This window comes from Bythopirellula goksoeyrii, from assembly GCF_008065115.1.
Lineage (GTDB): Bacteria > Planctomycetota > Planctomycetia > Pirellulales > Lacipirellulaceae > Bythopirellula > Bythopirellula goksoeyrii.
The window spans coordinates 1,897,766-1,924,588 of sequence record NZ_CP042913.1 but is presented as its reverse complement, the minus strand read 5'-3'; the positions used below and the strand labels follow the sequence as shown (position 1 = coordinate 1,924,588).

Genomic DNA, 26,823 nt, shown 5'->3' with positions numbered 1-26,823 from the left:
ACTTGCGATCCAGACATGCTAACACGAACTGGCAAGAAATCTGAGCTTTTTACTGCGACTTATGTCGCCATGATCACAGCTGCGCTATGTCCAGGGATGACTGCTCTGGGCGACGATTTTAACATTTTGATGATTGGTAACAGCTACGTTCAGGGCAATTCTTCGGCCCGTGCGGTTAGTATCGACGTTCAAGGGCTTTTCGATTCTGACCCCGCACATACCGGTGCCGTCACTGAACGAGCGGAAAGTTCCTGGTCACTGAAAACCCACGCTGAAAGTAGTCTCACAACCAACTTGATCACAAACTCGGCAACGTATCAATGGGACGCTATTGTCTTGCAGGAACAGAGCAACCGACCCGGGCGTGCAATCAAGTTCATGGATTCTCAACTCACGAATCTCGACCTCGGTGGACCCGTGCTCATTGATCTCATCAAGCAGTACCAACCACAGGCAGCCGTCGTACTCTATAACTCGTGGTCAAAGTTTCCAGGACAACAAGATTTAGTTGATTATTTTGACAACGACGTCGACGAAATGCTCAGCTACACCAATCAAGGTTACGATCGGATTCAGAAGAACCCTGGCGAGTGGGATCACTCTGACGTTGCAACCATCGCTCGGGTTGGCGACGCATGGGGTGAATGGTACGACACCTACGGGTTCGGAAATTCCTCAATGAGGTTGCACGATGCCGATGGTACCCACCAAAACGACCGCGGAAGCTATCTTGCAGCCTCAATCATCTATGAGACGATCACTGGATCGAGCACCATTGGCAATACATACTCTGGTGCCGTCGCTGGCTCAGTGGGCGGCGTAAGTAAATTGCTCTTACTTCAACAACAAGCCTCGGCAACGACCGGCGTGGCCGACACAGGCGACTTCGATGGCGACGGCGACGTGGACGGCAACGACCTTCTAGTTTGGCAACGGGACTCCACTGTGGGCAATCTGGCCGAATGGCACAGCAAATACGGATCGCCACCGCTCGCATCAACTATTCTGGCAGTGCCTGAGCCGTCTACCTTGCTCCTGCTTTCGCTCGCGGCTTTGGGAGGCATACTCTCCAAGAAGTGTCCGGTCTTCGAAAGAATCTCTCGAACTCTCTTATGCGTGACACGGTTCTAGCCTTGGCTTTCGATGCCCACCGATCTCGTCGACTCTTGCAATACCCGTCACACAGAATTCTTCACAACCCCAGCATTCCCCTTGTGCTGCCTCATATCCCGTTCGGCACAGTATAGTCTTATCGACCCCTTAGGGCCTTGTGAGTGGCTATGCGTAAACGTAGGGTATTTTCCTTGGAAAACTACAACCAGGAGCGGATCCCGATGAAAATGAACGCAATGATCGAAGATATGGAAGCAAAAGTCTTTGAAATGGAGTTGAGAGAGACCAGTCCAAAGAACTTCGAGCAATCGGCCTGCTATGAGTCTAGGGAGAATTATGGCAGGGGATTCTTTGGGAGAACTGAGTCGGCCGCGCTTAAGAAAGCTATTGAGGCGGTTGAGGCTGGGGAAGTGGGTTGGTAACTACCGATTCGGATGATGACGTGTTGGTAGAGTATTTGAGATAGGTTTTACAAAACTTAATCCCGACTCCACCCCTGTAGGTACCATCGGTATAGCGCACTAGTTCGTCTGCTGCCATTCAGAGGACCTTAAAGAGGACGTTCGGTTGCCGGCGACTACGCTCGAAGTTTCGCCAGCGAGTTGAGCGGTAAATCACGGCATCCCCCGCGCGATCCACGGCCCCAGCCACCGCGTGACACAGACCGGCAAGCAACTCCACAGTCTGATCGGCAAATTGAACTTGCCTCCCGCGCGCCGTAGCCCCTCGGGCGAACCGCGGCGTAAATAGTGTTGCACGGCCGCAGGCTGAGGTGTTGCGCCAAAGCGTTTCTTGAACGTGTAGACACTGGAACCGACCGTCGGACGCCCAAAATCAAAGTGCCGATTGCCGCGCTGCTGCGTACGCAGTAACGCTTGCCAATGCATCCAGGAGTTGACACCGGTGGAGCGCAGCTCGGTGATCGCTGCGCTGCGGTGCATCTCGGAGATCCCCTGACCATGTAGCACCATCGCAGCCGCGACCGGTCGATTATGCTGCCGCACGACGATCAATTCGGCCTGCTGCGGAAAGCAAGCCAGAATCTTTTCGAACAACACCTTGCCATCGGTGGGCGTACCGAAGTCTCGCATACGCCGGGTGTAGATCGTGTAAAAATCGTCGAGTATTTCCACGCCCCCCCACGTTCCACGAAAAGACAACTTTTCCGCCTTGCGAACCTGATTGCGAACTTTGGTGCCGACTTGGTCCCACAACAGGCCTTCCTCCTCAGGCAATTCCATCCGCATATGGGCTTTATCGGTGAACACGTGTTGCAGTTCCGCATGTGGTAGCAAACATTTGTGGCGCAGTTCTAGAAAATCGACGTCCAGTTCTTCGGCGAGTGCGATTGCTTGATCCACCAACTCGAGTTCAGTCGTGGAATTGTCCGCACAAACACCCCCGCTACTCACATGTGGGAGGCTTACCAGAAACCGTCCGAAGAGCGGACTGGCCACCAGTGCCAAAGGCAGTATCCCTCTGACATGCCCACCGCATATCGCTTCCAAACAGTAGGGCACATGCCCTCGCCCTTCAGCCAAGACCAACAACCACAAGGGATCACGATACATCGGCCCATCACCCTGGCGCGCGAGAAATTCTTGCCATGCCCTCAGCCGTGTGCGCAGTTCGTTGTGAGCCACAACATTGATTAAACGCTGTGTGCCAGACGCTTTCTCGATGACATCGAAGTGACCCATACCGAAAGATTGCCAAAACGTGTGGAACCAAACGAAACTCGCATTCCTTTGAGTATAATCTGGGAAAATTTTGGGTGTTGACCTTCTCATCGCATTAATTCAACATTTTTTATGTCAGCACGCGGTTCCCTGCTGGCCGCTCCTCAGGCGGTTTCGCAGCGCAGGCTCGGCGATCATCAATCCAATTGACTGACAGGGAATTTAATTTTCTGCTCCAGAAACGAGCACTAAGAAGAGTTGCACTGATCGCCCCTCATTGCCAGCAAACCGCTTGTGGCGAGTCTTTACCTCCCCATCACTTGATAGCGCCAGCGGGTTTTCTGTGGCTTGAGCCTTAGGCTTGGTTTCGCCACCACCCATTCAGATACCATCGGTATAGTGTACTAGTTCGCCTGATCCCGTTGAGGGGTTTTCTAACTCGGCGGACAGAGCGTAAGGGGCCATTTCGGGAGGAATCTTGGGCGCTCTATTGCCAACCGCGATGTAGCGGCGGTCGATAAAGCAGCGGGACTTGGGGGGGGCCGCGAAACTGCACTTTTTGGAGCGAGCAAGATAAGTTAGATTTGCCCCAATTAGGCTCCAGCATCCCATGCTAGGAGCGTTTCCCCCTCAGTTGCATCCATAGCTGGTGTTGATGCGTCTCAAGACGAGAAGGGTCGGTTGCTCGGGTCTTTTTTAACCCCCATATTTTCTTGGAGGTCCCTCATGTCGTTAGCTACTTTAATCTTGGCTATGGGTCTTTCGTTTCACATGGTTACAAGCGAAACGGAAATCCAATTCCGGGACTACGAACTTGCATTTCAAGGGCCAGTAAAATTAGAGGTCCTCGAAGATCAAATCGTATTCAGGCCCCAAAGTGATTTACTATTGGAGTTCAATATTAAAGGGTTTGATCGCCTTGAATTCTTTGGGAGTGCGTCCGAATTGACTTTGTCGAAATCCAAGAATTCAATAACGCTGACAAATGTCCCTAAATTCATGAAATCTAGGGATCATGGAAAACCTTCGATCAGTACCAATGCGAAACAAATTGTACTTAAGCCGGAGGGCGAATATTATTACTCTGGTGGACCGAAGCCTGATTGAAAGTGGAAAGTTGATCCTGTGACTTAGACAGCTAAGACCCTATCCGGCGGCGGTCGATGAAGCCTCCGCATTTCGACGCAAGTTAACGAGGGCTCACTTCTAGGCAGCTATCTCCGACGGAAGTAGCGTGGCAATTGCCTTGCCGGAGACGGTAGGAAACAAAGTATCAGAACTGTTTGTCAAAACAGTTCTGGCACCTGTTTCCTTCCGAAGTTATGTTTCTCGATTTCTTGTTTCTCTTCGAAGGACTCTTGTACCCAGTATTTTCTTTGGCCTCTGTTTAGGTATTCAATTAAATGTGCCCCTATGGGATAGGACAACTCAAACTCTTTGTCCTCTATCTGCTTGCCTTGCTGAAAACTCTGAACTTTACCCCTCGATTCCGATGTAATTGAGCCATCTCCGCGAAATTGCTGAATGGCCCAAGAACTAAGAATTTCATCGCCGCTTTTTGAAGTCTGGTATTCCAGTTCGTAATTGCTCAGAAGTGAGTTTTTTACGAGAGTCTTGTACTCCAATGGCAAATAGGGAGGGCGACTGCTCACCGAAACAACAACAGATGCTGCCCTGCCATTCTGAAGCGTGACCACCAAATCAATAGAAGTTCCAGGATTCTCATTGACTCTGCGAGCCTTCCTTATATCAACATTGTGTACCGCGAAGAATTCTAAGGGGTCATACCATAGTTGAATTATGGAGGATTCACTCGTCATGGCACTAGGCAACGGAAAGCCGGGTACCTTCACGTTTGCAAAGCCGCCCATGGCAAGTTGACTTCGAGAGGAAGTAACGAAATACTCGATCCTGCCATCGGAAGACGCGATGTGAACAGATTGATCAAAAATTTCAAAATTGTCGATGTCGCAGTGTTCACCCTTTTCTAGAATGAAAATATCCTTGCCTCGCAGTTTAACTGTCAATCCCTTGCTTATTTGCATCGTACCACCGGGCTCTCCCTTATTGGGATCATCAAATGCTCCACCCGACCGTTCGTGCAGAAATCGCGTAATTTCCTTCGTAATCTTGCACTCACATTCGAAGGTTGGAATAGTCTTATCTCGATTTTCCCAGGCATCGACAATGTCCGCTACAGTAATATCACCGGCCTTTGAATTGCCTTGGGTGCAAACGGATACACTCAAGCAGATAAGAATTGCGACCTGATTTACGAATCGGCTTTGAAGATTCATTTCAAAAACGCTTTCAAGAGCAGAAGAGCTGATAGTAGCATTGACTTGGCTAACCGTTCAGGATTGTATCCTTTCCAATCCAATCTGGAAAACATGAGGTTTCTTCCCAACGTTCAGCTAGCGGCGGTGACTGCCATGGGGATTTCAAGTCCTGATTAAAAAGTTCTCTGACTGCCCCTTCTACGCAAGCAATCCGCTTGTGGCACTTTCTTATGACTTCAGCACAAGATAGGGCCAGGGGGCCTCCTAGGGCTTGTGAGTGGCCATCTGTACACTTATGGTAATCACGGACGATCACGGCACCCTGGAGGAGAGAGCGATGGAAACCAGCACACTGATCGATTCTATGGAATCGAAGGGCTTTGAAGTGGAACTGAGCGAGACCGGTCGATTGGACGTCGACCAATGGGCCTGCTATGTGTCCCGGGCCAATTGCGGCAAGGGATTCTTTGGTAGTACCGAGTCGGCCGCGCTCAAAAAGGCTGTGGAGGCGGTAGAGGCTGGCGAGGTGGGATGGTAGGTATCAGGGACTTGGTCGCCCTCCGCGTGTATGATGCTCCTACGCACACTCGCGCGAGGGGAGGAATATCTCCTGTTGCTGCCTCGGTCTGGTCCCTTTTCGGGATTCTGACGGACTTCAATTAGTACCTAGCACTCCCTCTGCGCATACCGACTCCGAAAAGGGGGTATTAACAACAACTTCATTGCCGGATTTAATAACTGAATACAATCACATCATTGAATGAGCGGGTCTGGAGCCTTGGCAAGAATTGTTTCAGAATCATCGTAGCACCCGTCAGACCGAACTGGAGGCCGAATACCCACTGCACGTGGTTTGTACTTGGCTGGGAAACAGTGAGAGAGTTGCACGACGCCACTATCTGCAAAATAATCGATGCCCATTTCACCAAAGCGGTGGCCAACAAAGCGCTGGATAATCCGGTGCAGCAGGCGACTGAAATGCCTGGAAGTGCAGCGCGAGAGTCTAATTAATCCTCAGAAAACACAACCGTCTAGTTCGTTTTCAAAGTATAAAGTAGTCCGGGAGGGACTCGAACCCCCGACCAAGGGATTATGAGTCCCCTGCTCTAACCGACTGAGCTACCGGACCGAGCGAATGTGCGAGTATCGCTGATCATTCAGTATGTGGCAACACGCCAAATTTGGGAAGCGGTAGCACTCCCCTCGGGTGCCGTCCTATAATCAAGGCTGACGCGCCCGCTGGGTTGGGCGGGCTTGCAAGGACTTTTGCCCCGAGGGTTTTCGATATGCCAGTGGCCATGGAATTAGCGAGGATCGTGATCAGCGAGGTCACCAGTGAGCAAGTCATCTGGCTGCGCGAGATTGATGGACAACGGATGTTCCCCATTTTGATTGGAATCTTTGAAGCTACGAGTATCGACCGCCGGGTGAAGGGATTTGAAGCACCAAGACCATTGACCCACGATCTCTTAGTCAACGCGGTTGATGCCATGGGGGGCGAGTTCCAGGATGTGGTGATCAACGAACTCAAAGAACATACTTATTTTGCTCAGCTCCGTGTGCGGCATGAGGGCGAACTGATCGAAATCGATTCCCGCCCCAGCGATGCAATTGCCGTGGCGGTAAGCTGCAACCCTCAGCTACCGATCTACGTCTCCGAAGATGTGCTGCACGATGTGATCGACGAGAACAACCTCTAACGAAATGCAGAGTTGGGAGTTCGGATTGCGGAATCGTGTTGCAATCCGTTTTCCCAATCTCAAACTCATTCTCATCCTATCACGTCATCAAACGCGGCCTGCAAGGCCTTAAGTCCTGCCTGGCCTCGATCTGCGGATACGACTACGTTGACCCGCATTTCGCTTGAGCTAACCATTTCGACATTGATGCCGGTGCGAGATAACGCTTGAAACATCCGGACGCCGACACCTGTATGGGTGCGAATGCCGATCCCAAAAACCGACAGGATGGCAATTTGCTTATCGTGAGTGACGGGGCCACATTCCAAGTTCGCGGCCACAGGGCGAACAACTTCGGTAGCGGCTGACACGGATTCCTTGGGCACGGTGAAGCTAATGTTTGCCATCCCATCTCGACCGGTACCTTGTACGATCATATCGACCATGATGTTCTCAGCAGCCACTGCCTCGAAAATCTCAGCGGCGATACCTGGCGTATCCGGAACATGGGAAACCGTGATGCGGCCTTGGGACTCGTCGAGTTGAATGTCATCAATCGTGAGGTCTTCCATGCGTTGCAGCCTCGCAACCACGTCGATGGGACTAGGAGGCTGAACCGCTGCGGATTTGTCTCCAAAGGAAACACGATCCTTGGGGGGCTTGTCCAACTGGAATTCGCTGTGAACGGCACGAAGTGCCTGCATAGCTTGTTCGCGCCGCACAAGGGCAGAAACCTTGATCTGGCTGGTTGTGATCGCCAGAATATTGATTCCTTCATCAGCAAACGCGCGAAACATGCGATCTGCTACACCCGTTTGCGTAGCCATTCCCAGTCCGACGATTGATACCTTGGAAACATTTGCTTCGCTCGTGATCTCAATATCACCTAGTTCATTAGCGACATCATTGACGGCGTTGAGAGTTGCCGGAAGGTCCGATTCCAACACGGTAAAGGAGACCTCCGCCTTGCCACCTTTTCCAACGTTCTGGACAATCATATCGACCGCCACGTTGACGCCGCCAAGTTTTGAGAACAGGGTGTCCATCGTGCCAGGTTGGTCTGGAACATTGGCGAGCGAAATCCACGCTTCGTTTTTGGTCAATGCCACCCCACTCACAGGGCGATCGATGCTTTCTGGCAATAAGTCGATGACCGTGCCTGGCTCATCGCTGAAGCTGGCACTATTGCAAACGTGAATCGGGACGCCAAATTTCTTGCCGAACTCAATCGAGCGGCTATGCATCACTCCGGCACCCATGCTGGCCAACTCCAGAATCTCATCGTGGCTCACGCGATCCATCTTGCGGGCCTCGGCAACGATTCGCGGGTCAGTAGTGAAGACGCCATCGACGTCGGTGTAGATCTCGCAAGCGTCTGCTTGCAGCACCGCAGCCAAAGCGACGGCGGTCGTGTCGCTGCCACCACGTCCAAGTGTGGTGATATTGAAGTCCTCGTCGATTCCTTGGAAGCCGGCGGCGATAACTATATGGCCATCGTCGAGATGCTTGCGCAATCGCTCGGTTGATATGGATTGAATGCGGGCCTTGGTGTGCGAACTATCCGTCTTAATGCCAATCTGGCCACCTGTGAGGCTGACCGCTTTACTTCCCAATTCGTTAATGGCCATTGCCATGAGAGCAACGCTAACCTGCTCGCCTGTGGAAAGGAGCATGTCCATTTCGCGCGCGGGAGGTTTGCTGGTGAGTTGGCCTGCCAGATCCACTAAGACATCGGTGTTCTTGCCCATTGCACTAACGACCATCACTACTTGATGGCCTTGCTGTTGGGTGCGAATTGCCTTGCGGGCAGCGGCTAAAATCTTGTCGGCGTCGGCCACGCTGGTGCCGCCAAATTTTTGAACGATGATACCCATAGTTGAATGCGGAATTCGGAATTAGGATTGCGGAATTTAGGAAGGGGAATGGAATGTTGCGTTATGTGTTCGGTCCAGTGAACCAGCCCATGGTGCGCCAGCCTTCGTCGAAAGCCAGATCAGAATTGGCGGCGTTGGTGTCGCCGTAGCTGGTGAATTTGTCTGGAGTAATGCCTGTTCCTGCCATGGCTACGGGAACGTGACCATGCGTGTGGGTTTTCGTGCTCAGGAAAGTCGGATGGTCGGGGGATATCATGATCCGCCAATCCCCTGTTGACTTCAAGGCTTCCACGACCGGAGCGACGACATGCGTATCGATTTCTTCCAGAGCAGTGACTTTCTTGCCACAATCTCCCTCGTGAGAGGCTTCGTCGGGCGCTTCGACATGGACACAAACCAGATCGACCTCCTTGAGGGCGTCAACAGCATGGCGACCCTTGGCGGCATAGTCGGTGTCGGTGTAGCCGGTGGCGCCAGGGACTTCGATCCGCTGCCAACCAACGAGTGATGCTAAACCGCGGAGCAAGTCAACGGCGGTGATCATCGCCCCCTGAGGACCATAAACATCTGAGAATGCTGCGAGTTTAGGTGCCTTGCCTATCCCCCAGAGCCAAACGTTGGTGGCAGGCGGTTTTCCAGCGGCAAGGCGTTTCATATTGACTGGATGATTGACAAAGAGATCGATTGTCGCCGACATAAGGTCGTTAAGAACGTCGCTTCCCGGTCCTCGCGGGAAATTGTCGAGTACGGTCTTGTCGGTGAGATCATGCGGAGGCGTGGCACGCATGTCCATGGTGAAAGGGGCAGGACGCTGTTTGCCTCGCCAGATGAGCAGATTGCGGTAGCTGACACCTGGAATAAATTCGAGTCCATCGCCGCCAAGTTTTTCCTGGGCTGTTACCAGAAGTTCAGTTGCTTCCTCAGTAGAGATGTGTCCGGCGGTAAAGCTCTGCATGATCTGGTCTTCGATAGTGACCAGATTGCAGCGGATAGCCCAATCATCGGGCGAAAGCTCGATGCCCTGTGCAGCGGCTTCGATAGGGGCGCGGCCTGTGAAGTTGGTCAGGGGGTCGTAACCCAACAGGCTCATGTTGCCGACTTCGGAACCGGCGGGGAGTACCTTGGGAGTATGACAGGCGCGAGCCACAACACCTGAGGCCGCAATGGCGTCCATGGCGGGAGTGCGAGCGGCTTCAAGGGGTGTCTGTCCGCCGAGTACAGACTGGGGCTCGTCGGCGGCACCGTCGGGGATAATAATGGCGTATTTCATGGTGTTTTACTGGTCGCTGAAGCGACCAGTCCGTCGAGGAATATCAGTCTCGAACCCACATGCGGACCAAGGATCCTTGCACGCTTTCGAAGGACGCGATCTCCTCGCACGCTTTCGCGGCGGCACCTTCGGTGGTTTCGTGGGTCATGATCACTAGGGGCAAAATATGGCTGCCTTCATCTGCTTCGTGTTGCAGTACCGAGGCGATGGATACTTCCTGGCGCCCTAAGGCGGTGGCAACCTGAGCGAGTACACCGGGATGGTCCTGTACATTCGCCCGAATATAAAATCGACCCTTGGCCTGAGCGTAGTCGTTGGCGGTGACCCGCGCCTGGCGGTTGGACCAGAGTTCGAGTGTCTTGAAGGTAATTTCCGTGCGGCCAACGGCCGTGTCGATTAAGTCGGCCACTACGGCCGAAGCCGTAGGCATCTGTCCCGCTCCAGCTCCGTAGAATAAAAGAGGACCCACAGCGTCGCCGATGACACGAATGGCGTTGAATGGGCCACTCACTTCGGCCAGTGGGGTGCCTAATTTCAGCAGTGTAGGTGAGACATGGAGTTCCAAGCCCTCGTCCACCAATTGTGCCACAGCCAAGAGCTTGATCGTGTAGCCCATCTCCTCAGCGTATTGAACATCCGCCACATCGAGATTGTCGATACCGGTGCGAGGGATATCTTGCCAGTCGACGCGGGCTCCGAAGGCCAAGTGAGCGAGGATCGCTAGCTTTTGCGTTGCATCTGACCCATCGACGTCCATCGTGGGATCGGCCTCGGCATAGCCCAGCTCTTGAGCCTCAGCAAGCACATCTGCATAGGCGGTGCCATTTTCGTGCATCTCAGAGAGAATAAAGTTGCTTGTGCCATTGAGAATGCCAAAAAGCGATTCAATTTGATTGGCCGACAAACACTGACCGATATTGGCAATGATGGGAATCCCACCGGCAACTGACGCTTCGAAAGCGATGGAGCGACCCAGTTCACGAGCACGGTCGAATAACTCCGGGCCGTGCTGGGCAAGTAGGGCCTTGTTGGCCGTGACAACGTCTTTGCCACTTTCGAGCAGCTTGAGCATGATTGTGCGAGCAGGTTCAAGCCCGCCGATGAGTTGGGCCACCACTTCAATCTCGGGGTTGCTGAGCACCTCGTCGATATCGTCGGTTAGCACCCCAGCTGGCAAGTCGCAGTCCCGCGCCTTGTCCAAATCCCGGACTACAGCCTTTTCCAGCCAAAGGGTGCGGCCCGCATGTCGGCCCGTGCGGTCGCCATAGTCCAGCAGCAGCCGAGCCACGCCTGAACCGACGGTCCCAAGTCCGATAATGCCTACCTTAGTCTTGTCCATATTCTTCATTTAAAGGGTCACAACAAGGGTATCGAATCTGGCCATCGTAGTTGGCCCGGGCTAAGAACGTCAACTGGCACGCGGTTCGCGCAAGTGCTTTGCTACTGTAGAATTAGCGTTTCTGTGTATCCTAATTCAGCAATCCCAATCCGCGTCCCGTAATTCTCCTTATGCCACGATACAATCCGGCCACCGTCGAACCCAAGTGGCAAGCCTACTGGGATCAGAACCAGACTTTTGCCTCTCCCCAGATGCCCACGGGAGAAAAGCTGTATGCACTTGATATGTTCCCCTACCCAAGTGGCGACGGGCTGCATGTCGGCCATCCCGAAGGGTACACAGCTACCGACATCGTTTGCCGGGCCGCCCGCATGCAGGGAAAGAGTGTTTTGCACCCCATGGGGTTCGATGCCTTTGGGCTCCCGGCCGAAGAGCATGCGATCAAAACAGGGGAGCATCCGCGGATTCAGACCGAGAAAAATATCGACACATTCCGCCGGCAGTTGAAGATGCTTGGCTTCAGCTACGACTGGTCACGGGAACTGGCCACCACCGATGTTGAGTACTTCCGCTGGACTCAGTGGATCTTCTTGCAGATCTACGACACCTGGTTCGATGAGCAGCAACAGAAGGGTCGGCCCATTGCGGAGTTACCGATTCCCACGGAGGTGGCCGATGCGGGAGAGGATGCGGTACGTGAGTATCGCGACGAGCATCGCTTGGCGTTTCAAAGCTTTGCGCCGGTGAATTGGTGCCCAGCATTGGGGACGGTGCTAGCCAATGAAGAAGTAATCGATGGGAAGAGTGAGCGCGGAAGCCATCCCGTCGAGCGACGCCCCCTGCGGCAATGGATGCTGCGGATCACTTCTTATGCGAGCCGCTTGGAATCCGATTTGGAACTTGTGGATTGGCCCGAAAGCGTGAAGGCGTTGCAGCGGAATTGGATAGGTCGCAGCACAGGGGCGGAAGTAGACTTTTACCTGGGCTCTGAAGCAAACTGGTCGCTGAAGGGACCAGTCCAAAACTTTCCCAGGAAACCGTCAGATGATGTTCTGCGGATTTATACCACGCGACCTGACACGCTGTTTGGGGCAACCTACATGGTGATCGCTCCGGAACATCCATTTGTGGAGCGGCTAACCACCGCTGATCATGCTACCGCTGTGAAAAAGTACTGTGAACAAGCCGCCGCTAAGAGCGATCTGGATCGCACGGAACTGGCCAAGGAAAAGACGGGTGTCTTTACCGGCAGCTACGCGATCAACCCGGCCAATGGAGAACAGGTGCCAATATGGATCGCCGATTATGTTTTGATCAGCTATGGCACGGGGGCTATTATGGCAGTCCCTGCCCATGACGAGCGCGACTTTGAATTCGCTGAGCAATACAAGATCCCAATCAAGTGCGTCGTTAAGCCGGGAGACAACGTCCCCCAGGGCGATCTGGAAAGAATTCTCGCCGGCGAGCAAGTTTTCACGGACCAAGGTACGGCTATCAACTCCGATGAGTTCGATGGCCTCTCCACCGCTCAATTAAAGAGAAAGATCACTGAATCCCTCTCTACTCGCGGCCTGGCCCGTGAAGCCGTCAACTACAAACTCCGCGATTGGCTCTTCAGTCGTCAACGATTTTGGGGTGAACCATTTCCCATACTTCACGAACTCGACGACGAAGGCAATCCCACAGGTCGTATTCGTGCGGTGGACGAAGCCAATTTACCTGTGGATCTGCCGCATCTCGAAGACTTCAAACCGCACGGTCGCCCCGAGCCTCCTTTGGATAAGGCCCCCGATGAATGGCTTTACCCCGTCATCGATGGAGTGCACTACAAGCGAGAAACCAACACGATGCCCCAATGGGCGGGTAGCTGCTGGTACTATCTGCGGTTTCTGGATCCCGACAATACCAAGGTGGCAATCGATCCAGAGATCGAAAAGGCTTGGATGCCGATTGATCTTTACGTCGGCGGAGCAGAACATGCCGTGCTCCATTTGCTCTACGCACGGTTCTGGCACAAGGTGCTTTTTGACCGAGGTGTTGTCAGCACGGCCGAGCCTTTTCAGAAGTTGATCAACCAAGGAATGATTCTGGGTGAATTAGAGTACAGAGCGGTTAAATGCGATGGCGAATGGGTATCACTTGCTTCTGTCCCACCTCATGTCCTTGAAGGAGTTGAATCAGGCACCGTTCTATCTGCGGAAGAGATAGTCACAGCAACTTACAGGGGCCAAGGAAAATATTTATTTGATGATAAGAAATGGGCAATTCTTTGGTTAAATGAAAGCATGGTCGAAAAAGTCGATGGCCGATTTGTTCTCAAGGATGACCACTCAATTCAAGTGCATTCCTGTGTATTTAAGATGTCCAAGAGTCGAGGGAACGTCATCAACCCTGATCTTGTAGTTAAGGAATACGGTGCCGATTCGCTGCGGTTGTATGAGATGTTCATGGGTCCGCTGGAGGCTACCAAGCCTTGGAGCATGGAAGGGGTAAACGGTGTGTTTGGCTTTCTCTGCCGAGTATGGCGATTGATTGTGGATGATCGGGCAGAATCGATTGAGCTAAATTCTGCGGTTTGTGATGAGGAGCCCAATGACGAGGAACTAAGAGTACTCCACAAGACAATCAAAGCCGTTACCGAGGACATCGCTAAACTGTCTTTTAACACCGCCATCGCCCGCATGATGGAATTCACAAACTACTTCACTAAGAATGACCGCCAGCCCCGCGCCGTGTTGGAGCCCTTTGTTCTTCTATTGGCCCCTTTTGCCCCACACATAGCCGAAGAGTTGTGGCAGGCGCTGGGCCACGAGAATACACTGGCTTATGAACCCTGGCCGTCTTACGATGAAGGAGTGCTGGTTGAGTCCACAGTGGAAATCCCCGTGCAAGTAAACGGCAAACTACGTGGAAAGATCACCGTGCCTGCCGATGCGAATGCGGATATGATGGAAGAATTGGCCCGACAGGACGCGAGTATTTTAGAGTATCTCGATGGCAAGCAAATTGCCAAAGTGATTGCGGTGCCCGGGCGGATGGTTAGCTTTGTCGTGAAGAATTAGAGGCGATTCGGATTATCAACGAACGCTCGCAATATAAAAGGACCAACTTCTCATGCGAAATACGATCGCCGTTGTCTTAGGCGGAGGCCAGGGTTCACGATTGATGCCACTGACTAAATATCGCTCCAAGCCGGCAGTTCCGTTGGCAGGCAAGTATCGACTTATAGACATTCCACTCTCAAATTGTCTCAACAGCGGGTTGAATCGAATCTATGTGCTGACGCAGTTTCTCTCCGTGAGTTTGCATCGGCACATTCGTGGCACGTACCGATTCGACAACTTCAGCGCTGGATTTGTCGAGTTATTGGCCGCCCAGCAGACCATGGCTGAAGGGACCGACTGGTATCAGGGGACTGCGGATGCCGTACGAAAAAACCTACGCTATCTCACTCAACCTGGCACGAAGTATGTCGTCATCCTTTCCGGCGACCAACTCTATCACATGGACTTTACCGAGATGCTCAAGACCCATCGCGAGTCGGGCGCTGACATCACGATTGCCGCCAAGCCGGTCCATAGCCATGAGGCCGGTGGGTTAGGAATCATGCGAGCCGACGATACGGGCCGGGTAATTCGTTTTGCTGAAAAGCCGAAGACAGAAGAAGAATTGAACTCAGTGCGAACGTCGCCTGCTTGGATTGATGCCCATGGAGTGTCGAGTATGGGCCGCGACTGTTTGGCTAGTATGGGGATCTATATTTTCAATGCCGATGTCTTAGCCTCGGCATTGGAAAACACGGACCATCGCGACTTCGGCAGAGAAGTATTTCCAACTTCAATTGGCACTCGCAAGGTTCAGCTTCACCTTTTTGATGGCTATTGGGAAGATATTGGTACGATCCGATCTTTCTTTGAAGCGAATCTGCAGCTTACCCTCCCAAATGCTCCCTTTGAACTGACAGATTCCGAGGCAGTTATTTATTCTCGGCCTCGCTTCCTGCCACCTACTCGCTTCGACGGAGCTACGATCGAAAGCAGCCTGGTTGCGGATGGCTGTATCATTGAACCCGGTACGCATATTGTTAACAGTGTAATAGGGCTTCGCTGCAAGATCGGTCGCAACGTGACCATACGCGATTCCATCATCATGGGTGCCGACTTCTATGAATCACCGGGAGCAACCAGACACACGGATGAGTGGCCAGCCATGGGAATTGGAGATGGAACGCTCATTGAGAAAGCGATCGTGGATAAGAATTGTCGTATTGGTCCAGGGGCACAAGTCGTCAATCCAGGAGACCGGCCAGATTGTGAAGTGAACGAGGTTTGTTCGCTGAGGGATGGAATCCTGGTTGTCGAGAAAGATGCATGCCTTCCCGCGGAATGGCATGTTTAGCGTAATCAAATCGCGGCAATCCTTTCATTCCCTACATTGACACCCAGTTCGTTGAAAAACTTAGTACTGCACAAGAACCAAATTACTTCCGGATAAAAGATTGGTTCATACTACTAATCAACTGAAAAAACATCAAACAATACCTATTGAGTCGTTGTTCTCAGAACATATAGAAAGCTTAGGAATCGAAAATGCGCATATCTGTCTATACACTCATGTTTGTCGTACTCTGTTGGCCAACAGTGATTGCAGCAACCTCTATGGCACAGGAGGCGAAAGCAGAGCCCGTGTACCTCAAAGAACTAGGCGAGGAACCACCTCCATCGGTAGTCACACACAGAAAAGCTCAAGGGAAGTACGAGGACGGTCAGCTTCGCCTGGAGCGAGAGGAAGCGATCATGTCTGACGATACCGTGGTCAGTGACGGTGCCTACATTGAATACTATCCAGATGGCCAAAAGTTTAGCGAAGGACAATATAAGTTTGGAGTGATCACAGGGGAGTGGAGCTATTGGCATCCAAACGGTCAACTCCGTAGGAACATTGTTTTTAAGAATGGTAAACCAGATGGTAAGGTTGAGATGTTTCTTGCAGACGGAACTTTGGAAGACGTTCAAAGCTTCAAAGATGGCGTACGGGACGGGGAGTGGAGTAGCTTCTATGAAGATGGCAAGACGCCCAAAGCCAAATTCAATTTCGTGGATGGCAAGTTAGAAGGGTCGCGGACAACGTACTATCCTGATGGCACAGTTAAACAGGAAACTAATTTTGTGGATGGTAAGCTCGACGGAGTTGTAGTCGAGTACGATGAAACCGGTAAGAAAGTAGCTGAAGCCACCTTTGAGAAGGGGCAGCGTAAATCTATCGAGAGGTTTGATTGAGGCCTAAAACGAAGCCTGTTTCCTCTACCTAAGCGTTCCCCCCGTGCAAGTGACAGTACGATTCAAGTATAGAGTGTTTTTAGGATTTGAATGAACGACCAAGACGAAGATCGCCCTAAGAAACCTGCACAGCCACGCAGATCCATGCACTGGTTTACGTTGTCGCTGCTGGCGATCGCTACCGTGTTGCTTTTGTTCTCCGCTTGGAAGACTGATACAACGATTTCGTATAGTCAACTGATCGATGAAATCGAGGCCGGCAATGTCAAAAGTATTAAGATTGCCAAGAACAAAGTGGTGGGTATATTTCGTGAGGGAGTCGTTCCAGAGCCTACCGACCCAAAGACTCCTGCCGACGCTAAGCAAGAGCCGATAACCAAATTCCAGGCGATCTTACCTGAGCAGGTAGGAGAGAGTTGGCTCGCCGAGTTGCAGAAGAAAAAAGTGGAGGTATCGGCCGAGGATCCCACGACCTACGACGATGTCTTTTTTCTGCTTTCGCTCATGGGAATGGGTCTCTTAGTGGTGTTTGCCTGGAACATGATGCGCCGCACTAGAGAACAAATGATGGGCGGAGGAATGCTCGGCGGAGTCATTAAGAGCCCTGCTCGGCGCTATGAAGCAAGCGATCGCAAAGTGACCTTCAATGACGTCGCAGGGCTCACGGGAGTCAAGAAGGATCTCGAAGAGATCGTTCTCTACCTTAAAGATGCTCCCAGATTTCAGCGCCTAGGAGCCCAAGTCCCCAAGGGCGTACTCTTGATGGGTCCCCCGGGAACAGGAAAAACCTTGCTGGCTCGGGCTGTTGCCGGTGAGGCAGGCGTCCCGTTTTTTTCGATCAATGGTTCTGAGTTTATTCAAATGTTTGTGGGAGTGGGTGCTGGACGCGTCCGTGACATGTTCAAAACGGCGCAAGAAAATTCGCCCGCAATTCTATTCATCGACGAAATCGATGCAGTCGGTCGCCAAAGAGGGGCCGGGTTGGGAGGGGGTCATGATGAACGAGAGCAAACGCTCAATCAGATACTTAGTGAGATGGATGGTTTTAGTCCGACTTCAACGGTAATCGTGTTGGCCGCGACAAACCGTCCTGACGTTCTTGACCCAGCGCTTTTGCGGCCCGGTCGATTTGATCGTCATGTGACAGTCGACAGGCCAACGGTCAAGGGTCGTGAAGAGTTGTTCGAATTGCATAGCAAAAAGGTCCCCCTGACAGAGGATGTCGACTTTGAAAAACTTGCGCGTGCAACTTCAGGACTTACTGGCGCCGACATTCGCAATCTGGTCAATGAAGCAGCTCTCTGGGCGATTCGTCACGACAAGGACAAAGTAGAACCAGAAGATTTTGAGTATGCTCGAGACAAAATCCTGATGGGTGCCGCACGTGAGGAGATTCTCACTGCGGACGAAAAGAAGCTTGTCGCCTACCACGAAGCAGGCCACGCACTCGTTGCTTGGATGGTGCCTGACTGTGAACCGGTCCACAAGGTGACGATAATCCCTCGTGGACGTTCGCTCGGAGTGACACAACTCGTTCCGGAGGAGGACCGCTATAACACAAGTCAAAGTCAGATGATTGCTACACTCACGATGGCCTTGGCTGGCCGGGCTGCGGAGAAAATTCAATTCGACGAATTCAGCGCCGGTGCCGAAAGTGATCTCAATAGGGCGACTGATCTAGCTCGGCGGATGGTGACGCGCTGGGGGATGAGCGAACGTCTGGGACCAGTCGCTTATAGCAATGGAGAGGAACAACCGTTTCTAGGACGAGAAATGGCTCATGAGCACCGAACATTCAGCGAACGAACGGCTCAAATCATCGACGAAGAAGTTGCAAAAATCCTCCATTCTGCCGATGACCGGGCGAACCGCATGTTGACGGAGAATGCAAGTAAACTGGAAGCACTTTCAATGGCGCTTCTCGAGCGAGAAATGCTCGATACTGAGGAGATAGCAGAGATTCTCGGACCTTCTGCTCGAAATACTCGCCGAACCGCAAATCACATGCCTGTTTGATATAATTGGTATTCATCCCCTTTGCATAGCGGTGTTTAGGCAGTTAGCCTACAAGCGGGGTCTGGATGAGGCCTTCCACATTTCTTCATGTGGATGAACTATAATTGAAGGGTTTGTTAACTTTTCGTCCATCAGACCACTCCCAGAAAATATCGGGCATGACCACACCTGTTCATACGTTTCAACCCGAACATTTTATCAACCGCGAGTTGAGCTGGCTGGAATTCAACGCGCGTGTTCTTGAAGAAGCCCAAGACTCTTCGAATCCACTCATGGAACGCGCCAAGTTTCTGGCCATCTTCAGCTCGAATCTTGATGAGTTCTTCATGGTTCGAGTGGCGGGGTTACGAGAACAAGCTTTTGGTGGGGTCGCACCTCAAGATGTCTCGGCCGATGGCCTAACACCCATGGCTCAGTTACAGCGTATCACCGAGCGTACTCGCCAATTGGTAGTCGATCAGTATGCTTGTCTTAATGACGCGATTCTGCCAGAACTTGCCAAGAATGACGTGCACATTCTTGCTGAGAAAGATTTGGATAAATCTCAGCGCAAAACAATCAACGAATTCTTTCGACAACGTGCGTTTCCAGTGCTCACTCCAATGGCGATCGATCCGAGCCATCCCAGTCCACGGTTTCACAATCGAGGACTCTACCTGGTTGCCCTCTTGCAAAGGTCAAAAGGAGTTGGACCCGCCGATTTATTTGCTGTCGTCCAGCTGCCTACTGTTCTGCCACGTTTCGTGGACATAGGGGAACCTGGCGAGAATAAATACATCATGCTAGAGGACTTGCTGGCTGCCAAACTTCCGGAACTCTTTGGCGGCTATGAGATTGCTCATCACGCAACTTTCCGTATGACGCGGGACATGGACATCGACGTGCTTGAGCAAGAAGCTGATGACATGCTCCGCGCGATCGAAATGAGGCTTCGTGTACGACAACAATCCGAAGCTGTTCGGCTCGAAGTCCAAGCCGGAATGGGAGAGGATCTCTTGGAGATGCTCGTCAATGAAGAAAGCCTGCACGTCCGAGACGAAGTGGATGGTCGCGTCTACTCTGATGTCTATCACATCCAGGGCATGCTCGACATGACCTGCATGTGGGATCTGATCCGTCTGATAGAAAAGAACGATCTGCGGGATCCCCCCCTCATTCCTCGCCAGCCGGTGAGACTACGCCGTGGCGAGAGTATGCTCTCCGAAATCGCCCAGCATGACATTCTGTTGCACCACCCATTCGACTCCTTCGATCCAGTGGTCCGATTTGTGGAGGAGGCTGCCGAGGACACTGATGTTCTGGCGATCAAACAGACTCTCTATCGCACCAGCGGTGACAGCCCGATCGTTCGAGCCCTGATCAAAGCCGCCGAAAACGGGAAGCAAGTTACTGCATTGGTTGAACTCAAAGCAAGATTTGACGAAGCCAACAACATTATTTGGGCGCGGCAAATGGAACGGGCTGGGGTGCATGTCGTTTACGGCTTCATGGATCTCAAGACTCATTGCAAGCTGGCGATGGTTGTGCGACAAGAGGGCAAGAAGGTCCGACGTTACGTCCATCTCAGCACAGGCAACTACAATCCAACCACAGCCCGACTCTATACTGACTTAGGATTATTTACTTCGGACAAAGCGTTTGCCGAAGACGCTTCCGCTCTATTCAATTTCCTCACAGGCTACTCTCAAGGTCACGAATGGCAGAAACTTATTTTGGCCCCACGAGATATGCATCAGCGCACGATTGAACTAATCAATGAGCAGGCACAGCGAGCCCGAGCTGGCAAGAAGTCTAGAATCTTTGCTAAGCTCAATTCGCTCGTTGATCGGGAAACTATCGAAGCACTTTATCAAGCAAGCCAGGCGGGAGTGCCGATCGAGCTCGTAATTCGTGGCATCTGTTGTTTGCGACCCGGTCTGCCGGGTATTTCGGAAAGCATCGAGGTCCGTAGTATTGTCGATCGTTTCTTGGAACACAGCCGGATTTTGGTGTTTGGTGAAGGCAACAAAATGCAGGTATTCCTCAGCAGCGCCGACTGGATGCCGCGAAACTTTGATCGTCGAGTTGAAGTTATGTTTCCCGTTGAAGATTCTGAATTGCGCAAACGAATCTGCGAGGATATTGTCCCAACCTATCTGCGCGACAACATGAGAGCACGAATTCTTAAGGCAGATGGAACGTATGTGCGTGCGACAGTCTCTGAGGGAAACCAGCAGCATCGATCACAGAACGAGCTACTCAATGGATTGCCGAACTTCATTGAGAATCCTGTCGTAGCGACAAGTGAGACCTTCAATGGACTGGCGGAAGAGAATCCCAAAGAACAACCTCAGAAAACAAGCTAGCCTGGGCTTCAGGCCTGCAATCTAGTCGGCGTTGGCATTGTCGAACAAATCTGTCCAGAAGCGTCGTGCTTCAGCGATTTCAACGATCACCGCTTCTTTTTCAGCAAACTCTTGTTCAGCAGCTTCGAGCCAATCGAGGAAGAACTGCACACTGCGTCGACTCACTCGAGGCTGATAGTCTGTTTGAACGAAGTACGGGCCCGTCGTAGCAAATTGGTAGTTCTTGGTATTGCCAGTCATGGCTCGCACTGCAAACCAGCCACTCGAATCGAATTTCAGCGGAGGCAATCGCCCTTGATTCTTTGCAAGATCCCGCAATCGAATTTGATGGACTACCTCTCCATTCTTGAGGATTTCCAAATACTCAACGGCGGCTTTCTCGTAGAAAGTAAGACTCAGAGCAATCTGAAATTCTCGCGACTGGCCAGAATCTAACATAAACACATGGCCAGGAAGATTTCCCTCTACCTTCGTTCGCAGGAGTGGCCCATTCGTCACCATCACCTGCCCGGCGCGCAGGGAGTCGAAAAAGGCCTCGCGGGAGAAGTCTCCTTCACAGTAGGCATAGACTCGGTTCGTGCCAACCGGATTACCGTTCGTTCCTGAGCCGCTACCGGCAACGGGTGGAATCCGCAGGCCACAATTGAGCAGGTGATGGTAGATCGCTTCGCTCCAGCGGCCATTGCCCATGGCACCAGGGTACAGCTTCCTATTCCTGGGGTATCCCCAATCTTCATTGTCGATCACATTGTCGAGAAGTGAATGCCTATGGATCAATTGCACTGCATCGAGTTTCCCAGAGGCTATCCAAATAGGCAGATCCCAAGCAAAGGGGCTTAAGGCGATCACTTTGTCACCGTGGTCGCTGGCCGACTGCGATACGGTGAGAGAGGATTCGTCGGCGTCCTTGTCACAAACCGGAAAAGGGCTCTCGCTGGCGATCAATTGCAATCCGCCTCCGCGGCGATAGTCAATCGCCGCCCAAGGGCCAAAGAAGGGTGGGGATAGGTCTGAGATGGATTCACCGGCGCGCAATTTCATCTCACTGCACTTGCCGCGAAGATTGGTAGCAACCGTCACAGGCACAAAGTCGACTCCCGCTGCTCGCATCAGTAGGGGCATGTCGTTGAGAGCCTGCGAAACTTCAAGATCTGCAGCCCACCACCCTTCGTTCTGCATATTTACGCGGCGAGTGAGTAGCACTTCGGTCGAGTCCTCGGCGTGGCGCTCGATCGTAAAATGCCCCTGGCGGGTTTGGTACTCCGGGCCTGCTTCGATAAAGAATTGATAATTTCCCTTCTTCAATTCCAGGGTAACCGAGCCATCAAAAACGAGGTAGCCATCGAGTGCAATCGCGCCTTTTGGTCGCACTCTCACAGGTTTGCCATGCGAGTTGCGGAGCTCCATCCGCACGGGAATCGCCTGACCTGTCTTCTCGTCGGCTGCATTCACAGTCAGCATGCCATCGTATCTCGCACCATGTAGACTACTGGCTATCATCAGCACCAGCAGAATTGGCGTGAAGGTTTGAGGGACGTTGCGTATCATAGGGATTATTCTGGCTTGCTTTTGGGCCGTGCGTCATACAGAGAAAGCAAAAAACACCCGAATTTGCTTATCTCTAGTTTAGCACGCCTAGGGGTAGACTAAGCCGCTACCCATCATGGCTCAGACAGGTAGAATGGAAACTTCTCACAGTATCACTAAATCGGTTCCAACAATGTGCTGGAAATATGGCTGAAGACTTTTACGAAACATTGGGAGTGAGCCGTCAAGCGACGCAGGATGAGATCCGCACCGCATATCGCCAGATGGCCCGCAAGCATCATCCTGACCTAAACCCGGGCGACACAAAAGCCAAAGAGAAGTTCCAACGGGTTCAGGAGGCCTTTGATGTGCTAAATGACACTCAGAAGCGCGAGTTGTACGATCGCTACGGCAGCGCTTACGAGACAGTTGGAGGTGGAGGTGGCCCGCGGCCGGGTCCGAATCCCTGGGCGGGTACTGGCGGCGGTCCAGGAGGTCCGCAGGGGTTTGACGTCAATCTGGATGATCTCTTCGGTGGTGGTGCAGACGTTGGAGGTGGGGGGTTTGCTGATCTCTTCAGAAACTTCAAGCAGCGCAATAAACGAAGTGCTCCCACGCGCGGTAGCAATATCGAGCATGAAATCACGGTCCCTTTTGCAACGGCGGTACTGGGTGGCGAGGCAGAAATCTCCCTGAGAGATGAAACAGGCCAAACAGAATCATTGCGAGTCAAGATCCCAGCTGGTATTGCTCCAGGAAAAAAAATTCGACTTCGAGGTAAAGGGGAGCCGAGCCGAACAGGGGGACCTGCTGGCGACATCTTGATTCGTGTAAACGTAGCTCCCCACCCTCACTATCGACGACAAGGAAATCGGCTCGACGTGCGAGTTCCGATCACTTTGGCCGAAGCAATGGGAGGCGGCAAGATTGATGTCCCCACTCCCCACGGCACGATCGCGCTCACAGTCCCTCCTGGCACTTCAAGCGGCAGCAAACTGCGCGCAAAAGGCCAGGGGGTAAAACCTGCCAATGGTGATCCGGGGGACCTGTTTGCAGAAGTGCAAATCATCTTGCCCAAGAACATGGACGAAGCAGACCGCGAGACTGTTCTGGAAACATTGAAGAAGTACCCTGAGAATCCGCGGTCAGATTTGCGATGGTAAGTGGTCCAGACGTACAAGCGGCGATTTTTCTGGCCCAATCGAGCGAGCCAACGATTCCGCAACCGTTGCGGGCAATCTTGCTGATGGCTTTGTTGGGAATTGTATTGCTAGGCATGCTGTTAATTGTAGGAACTATGCTTGGAGCTAACTGGGTTCGCAGGTTGGGCAGGTTTCGTCGGGGACCAGCGGTGCCCACTGATGTCGAACCCATTCGAAGAAGACCCTCCAATCAGGTCGAATCAGGCACAGCGAATAATTTCCCAGAGGAGGGAATAGAAACTGTGATCTCTCGCGACAAACCATCCAAGGACACAAACTTTTCGCAGTAGGCATGTTACTCTCGATGTCCAACAAGCTGCCCAAGTCGGCTCGCCTTTTAAAGTCCGAGGATTTTGACCGAGTTTTTCGCCGGCATTGCATAGTGAGCGACGACCTGCTGGTGCTCCACGCAGAGCAAGGGATTAGTGACGAGACTCGGCTGGGGTTGGTTGTCTCGCGTAAATGTGGAAATGCCGTCATGAGGAATCGTTGGAAACGAATTCTACGCGAGGCTTTTCGTTTGCTGCGCAGCGAATTGCCTAGCGGAATTGACTTGGTCATCATTCCCCGTCGCACTGGCAAGCCCGCGACAGTCCCCTCACTGGAACAAGCGCAAGCTTCGCTCAGTGGGCTGGCGGGGCGCGCCGAGCGTAAACTCGCAGCTGCTAGCAAGACATCGTCATGAACCGGTTGTGGAGAATCTGCCGTCAGGTGCCAGCAGTGCTGCTGATTGCCGCAGTGAAGTGCTATCAATGGACAATCAGCCCTCTGCTGGGGCAATGCTGTCGGTTTGAACCAACTTGTAGCGTGTATTTCATCGAAGCTGTGAAAAAGCACGGTGCTGTGAGAGGAACTCTGCTGGGGTTTCGCCGGATTGGACGCTGTCATCCCTGGCATCCCGGTGGATACGACCCACCTTGATCTCTCGTGGCGCAGGCTTCCAGCCTGTGACTCGATCGGCCCGGCGATGCGTTGCATCGCGGCTAATTGGGAGATGCAAGCAGGACTCTCTTGACCGCATTTGGTACGACTCGTATTCTTCGACCCCCTTCGTTAGTAGTGTGGGCGGAATGACGCTAGCCGCTGGTAGTTCGCCAGAACCGGCGGAATGCGCCGTGCTGCTTGCCAAGTTGACAAAGCGATCGTTGCTGGATCGAGACAAGAATAAAAAACGCTGCAGAGCGCCTAGGAGATAGTTGGCATGAGGTCTATTCACTCGAGCCGTTTGAGTCTGGTCATCGCAATTTCTGTCGTCATGGCGTGGACCGGCTGCATGGGTCCAATTCTGCGCCAGCAAAGTCCAGAGCTCACCGAGGAAGAGACCAAGGCGGAATTGAAGCTCGTGGGCAACGCGACTCAGCCCTATGGCTTGAGCTACGTGAAGGTGGAGGCCGTGGCACTCGTGACCGGGTTGGCGGGGACGGGCGAGGATCCACCTCCTTCGCCGCAGCGAGCGACCGTGCTTGCCGAAATGAATCGGCGAGAAGTCGAGAATCCCAATAGAATCTTGGCCTCTCCCAACACGGGGCTGGTGCTGGTGCGTGGCTTGCTGCGACCTGGCATCCGAGCCGGCGATCATTTTGACCTGGATATTCGCACACCCACGCGCAGTAGCACGACAAGCCTGCGCGGAGGTCGGTTGTTGGAAACGCGGCTTACCGAAACGGCTGTACTGGGAGATCAACTTCGCAAAGGGCACTTGTTGGGAATGGCAAAAGGCCCGATTCTTGTTGATCCAAGTGCCGACGTCGACGAAGACAAGGTGCTGTCTCGCAAGGGACGCGTCCTGGGTGGTGGTGTTGCCCTCAAAGACCGCAACCTGGGACTGGTGCTCAACAGCGAACACCAATCGGTCCGTTTGAGTCAGACCATCGGCAAAGCGATCAACAAACGCTTCTTCAGCTACATGGATGGCCAGCAACGGGGAATGTCGATTCCGAAAACGGATGAATTCATCGAACTGGATGTGCATCCTCGGTACAAAGACAATGTGGGGCGTTATATGCGGGTCGTGCGTAACATCGCGATCACCGAGTCCCCCAGTCAGCTGCAAGAACGGCTTGTACTGTTGAAAAACCAATTGATGGACCCCGTGACAACGGCCACGGCAGCGATTCGGCTCGAGGCCATTGGCGACGACCAAGCCAAGCAGGCTTTGCTTGAAGGTATTGAAAGCGACGACCCCGAGGTGAGGTTCTACGCTGCTGAGGCACTCGCCTATCTCGACGTAACAGAAGCGGTCGATCCTTTGGCCAAAGTAGTGCGCGACGAGCCAGCCTTCCGCGTGAATGCCTTGGCAGCCCTGAGTGCGATGGACGACGGGGCAGCCTACGAGGCGTTGCGCTCGCTTCTGTCGGCCAAGAGCGCCGAAACTCGGTATGGTGCGTTCAGGGCGATGACTGCGATGACTCCTAACGATTCGCTGTTGGTGGGGGAAAACATGAAGGACAAGTTCCAGTTTCATAAGCTCGATCTGCCTGGAGATCAAATGATTCACGTCACCAGCAGTCATCATCCGGAGATCGTGTTCTTTGGTCTCGACCATCAACTCAAGTTGCCGTTGGTATTGGATGCCGGACCAAACATCCTGGTCAATGGTCTTAGCGGTGCCCAAATCAAGGTGAGCAACTTTGGTTCGACCACACAACAACGGGTTGTCTCGACCGACGTCGAAGAAGTCATCCGCGCGATCGTCGAACTGGGTGGCGATTACCCTGACGTGGTCCAGATGCTTGAACAGGCGAAGCAAAACGGAGCCCTAACGAGCCGCTTCCGCATAAACGCGCTGCCGGAAATCGGCCGTGAGCGAATCAAGCATGATGATGATCCGGAAAGCGAAGAACTTGAAGTGGAGGAAGATTCTTCCCACAACTTCAACGTCGAGACGCCCGAGCCGGAGTTGTTTAGTCGGAAGTAGTCGCGCCAAATGTAGAAGGCTAGAATTCCTCCAGAGGAAAAAGAGATCTATCTGGAATCAATTTGGCGTTGAAATGTCATTCAGACGGTACCAAAAGCGTGGCCCTGCCGTTGTGATTGTCTTCGGGGCATTGATTGGCGGAATCCTTGGACTACGGTTCTTGATGCACGAGAATGAGATGGGATTTCTCGGTGTACTCGGAGGTCTCTATTTCCGCTGAAGAGCATCCGCATGGCCGATAGATCCAACGGCAAGGCTACGACGTTGAAGTACGCCATTCTTTCTGCTTTGCTGCTTCCTGTAG

Annotated in this window: 19 protein-coding genes and 1 tRNA gene; 13 read left to right on the top strand and 7 right to left on the bottom strand. The window is 52.7% G+C overall.

Translation table 11 applies throughout. From position 1 onward, the window contains the following. The first annotated feature begins 15 nt into the window (after positions 1-15). Positions 16-1,131: a PEP-CTERM sorting domain-containing protein gene (locus tag Pr1d_RS07675; protein WP_148072991.1), complete on the top strand. Its 1,116-nt coding sequence runs from the start codon at positions 16-18 to the stop codon at positions 1,129-1,131. Positions 1,132-1,304: 173 nt separating this feature from the next. Next, positions 1,305-1,535, top strand: coding sequence for a hypothetical protein (locus Pr1d_RS07670; protein WP_148072990.1), 231 nt, complete (start codon positions 1,305-1,307; stop codon positions 1,533-1,535). Positions 1,536-1,727: 192 nt separating this feature from the next. Here the strand turns inward: Pr1d_RS07670 and Pr1d_RS07665 are convergent, their stop codons facing one another. Together Pr1d_RS07665 and Pr1d_RS07655 are read right to left on the bottom strand one after the other, a co-directional pair. Next, positions 1,728-2,813 (bottom strand): FemAB family XrtA/PEP-CTERM system-associated protein, encoded by a 1,086-nt coding sequence (locus Pr1d_RS07665; RefSeq protein WP_168205115.1) that lies wholly within the window; start codon positions 2,811-2,813, stop codon positions 1,728-1,730. Positions 2,814-4,078: 1,265 nt separating this feature from the next. Continuing rightward, positions 4,079-5,089, bottom strand: a complete 1,011-nt coding sequence (locus Pr1d_RS07655) for a hypothetical protein (protein ID WP_148072987.1) — start codon at positions 5,087-5,089, stop codon at positions 4,079-4,081. Positions 5,090-5,348: 259 nt separating this feature from the next. On the opposite strand from Pr1d_RS07655, the gene Pr1d_RS07650 reads away from it, so the two are divergent. Continuing rightward, a complete protein-coding gene (locus tag Pr1d_RS07650) occupies positions 5,349-5,609 on the top strand; it encodes a hypothetical protein (protein ID WP_148072986.1) in 261 nt (86 codons plus the stop codon). Between the two features lie 517 nt (positions 5,610-6,126). On the opposite strand, the gene Pr1d_RS07645 is transcribed toward Pr1d_RS07650, so the two are convergent. Next, positions 6,127-6,200: transfer RNA gene (locus Pr1d_RS07645), tRNA-Ile, on the bottom strand. Positions 6,201-6,357: 157 nt separating this feature from the next. Here Pr1d_RS07645 and Pr1d_RS07640 point away from each other — a divergent pair. Beyond that, positions 6,358-6,771, top strand: coding sequence for a bifunctional nuclease family protein (locus Pr1d_RS07640; protein WP_148072985.1), 414 nt, complete (start codon positions 6,358-6,360; stop codon positions 6,769-6,771). A gap of 71 nt (positions 6,772-6,842) precedes the next feature. Here the strand turns inward: Pr1d_RS07640 and Pr1d_RS07635 are convergent, their stop codons facing one another. From Pr1d_RS07635 to Pr1d_RS07625, 3 genes are all read right to left on the bottom strand, one after another. After that, the gene (locus Pr1d_RS07635) at positions 6,843-8,624 is read right to left on the bottom strand and encodes an aspartate kinase (protein WP_148072984.1); all 1,782 of its coding nucleotides are present in this window, start codon (positions 8,622-8,624) and stop codon (positions 6,843-6,845) included. Positions 8,625-8,685: 61 nt separating this feature from the next. Continuing rightward, entirely contained in the window at positions 8,686-9,894 is a 1,209-nt protein-coding gene (locus Pr1d_RS07630; RefSeq protein ID WP_148072983.1) for a cofactor-independent phosphoglycerate mutase, read from the bottom strand. Positions 9,895-9,937: 43 nt separating this feature from the next. Continuing rightward, positions 9,938-11,233 (bottom strand): homoserine dehydrogenase, encoded by a 1,296-nt coding sequence (locus Pr1d_RS07625; RefSeq protein WP_148072982.1) that lies wholly within the window; start codon positions 11,231-11,233, stop codon positions 9,938-9,940. A 170-nt stretch (positions 11,234-11,403) separates the two neighbouring features. On the opposite strand from Pr1d_RS07625, the gene leuS reads away from it, so the two are divergent. The 5 genes from leuS to ppk1 all read left to right on the top strand — a co-directional run bounded on the left by leuS (position 11,404) and on the right by ppk1 (position 20,873). Continuing rightward, a complete protein-coding gene (leuS, locus tag Pr1d_RS07620; RefSeq protein ID WP_148072981.1) occupies positions 11,404-14,295 on the top strand; it encodes a leucine--tRNA ligase in 2,892 nt (963 codons plus the stop codon). A gap of 52 nt (positions 14,296-14,347) precedes the next feature. Next, positions 14,348-15,631, top strand: coding sequence for a glucose-1-phosphate adenylyltransferase (locus Pr1d_RS07615; RefSeq protein WP_148072980.1), 1,284 nt, complete (start codon positions 14,348-14,350; stop codon positions 15,629-15,631). Between the two features lie 191 nt (positions 15,632-15,822). Next, on the top strand, positions 15,823-16,512 hold the full coding sequence (locus Pr1d_RS07610) for a toxin-antitoxin system YwqK family antitoxin (protein WP_148072979.1): 690 nt from the start codon (positions 15,823-15,825) through the stop codon (positions 16,510-16,512). A gap of 90 nt (positions 16,513-16,602) precedes the next feature. Further along, complete coding sequence (gene ftsH / locus Pr1d_RS07605) at positions 16,603-18,528, top strand: ATP-dependent zinc metalloprotease FtsH (RefSeq protein WP_148072978.1); 1,926 nt, start codon at positions 16,603-16,605, stop codon at positions 18,526-18,528. 158 nt (positions 18,529-18,686) lie between these two features. Beyond that, a complete protein-coding gene (gene ppk1, locus Pr1d_RS07600) occupies positions 18,687-20,873 on the top strand; it encodes a polyphosphate kinase 1 (protein ID WP_148072977.1) in 2,187 nt (728 codons plus the stop codon). 21 nt (positions 20,874-20,894) lie between these two features. Here ppk1 and Pr1d_RS07595 read toward each other — a convergent pair whose 3' ends face one another. Next, positions 20,895-22,421, bottom strand: coding sequence for a CehA/McbA family metallohydrolase domain-containing protein (locus Pr1d_RS07595; RefSeq protein WP_148072976.1), 1,527 nt, complete (start codon positions 22,419-22,421; stop codon positions 20,895-20,897). Between the two features lie 185 nt (positions 22,422-22,606). Between Pr1d_RS07595 and Pr1d_RS07590 the strand changes: the two genes are divergently transcribed. The 4 genes from Pr1d_RS07590 (at position 22,607) to Pr1d_RS07575 (ending at position 26,519) form a co-directional block, all read left to right on the top strand. After that, positions 22,607-23,563, top strand: a complete 957-nt coding sequence (locus Pr1d_RS07590) for a DnaJ C-terminal domain-containing protein (RefSeq protein ID WP_148072975.1) — start codon at positions 22,607-22,609, stop codon at positions 23,561-23,563. A gap of 343 nt (positions 23,564-23,906) precedes the next feature. Beyond that, complete coding sequence (gene rnpA, locus Pr1d_RS07585; protein ID WP_168205114.1) at positions 23,907-24,287, top strand: ribonuclease P protein component; 381 nt, start codon at positions 23,907-23,909, stop codon at positions 24,285-24,287. Then, on the top strand, positions 24,284-24,523 hold the full coding sequence (yidD, locus tag Pr1d_RS07580) for a membrane protein insertion efficiency factor YidD (RefSeq protein WP_148072973.1): 240 nt from the start codon (positions 24,284-24,286) through the stop codon (positions 24,521-24,523). Before rnpA ends, yidD begins: the two co-directional genes overlap by 4 nt. A 280-nt stretch (positions 24,524-24,803) precedes the next feature. Next, positions 24,804-26,519, top strand: a complete 1,716-nt coding sequence (locus Pr1d_RS07575) for a flagellar basal body P-ring protein FlgI (RefSeq protein ID WP_148072972.1) — start codon at positions 24,804-24,806, stop codon at positions 26,517-26,519. The last annotated feature ends 304 nt before the right edge of the window (positions 26,520-26,823 follow it).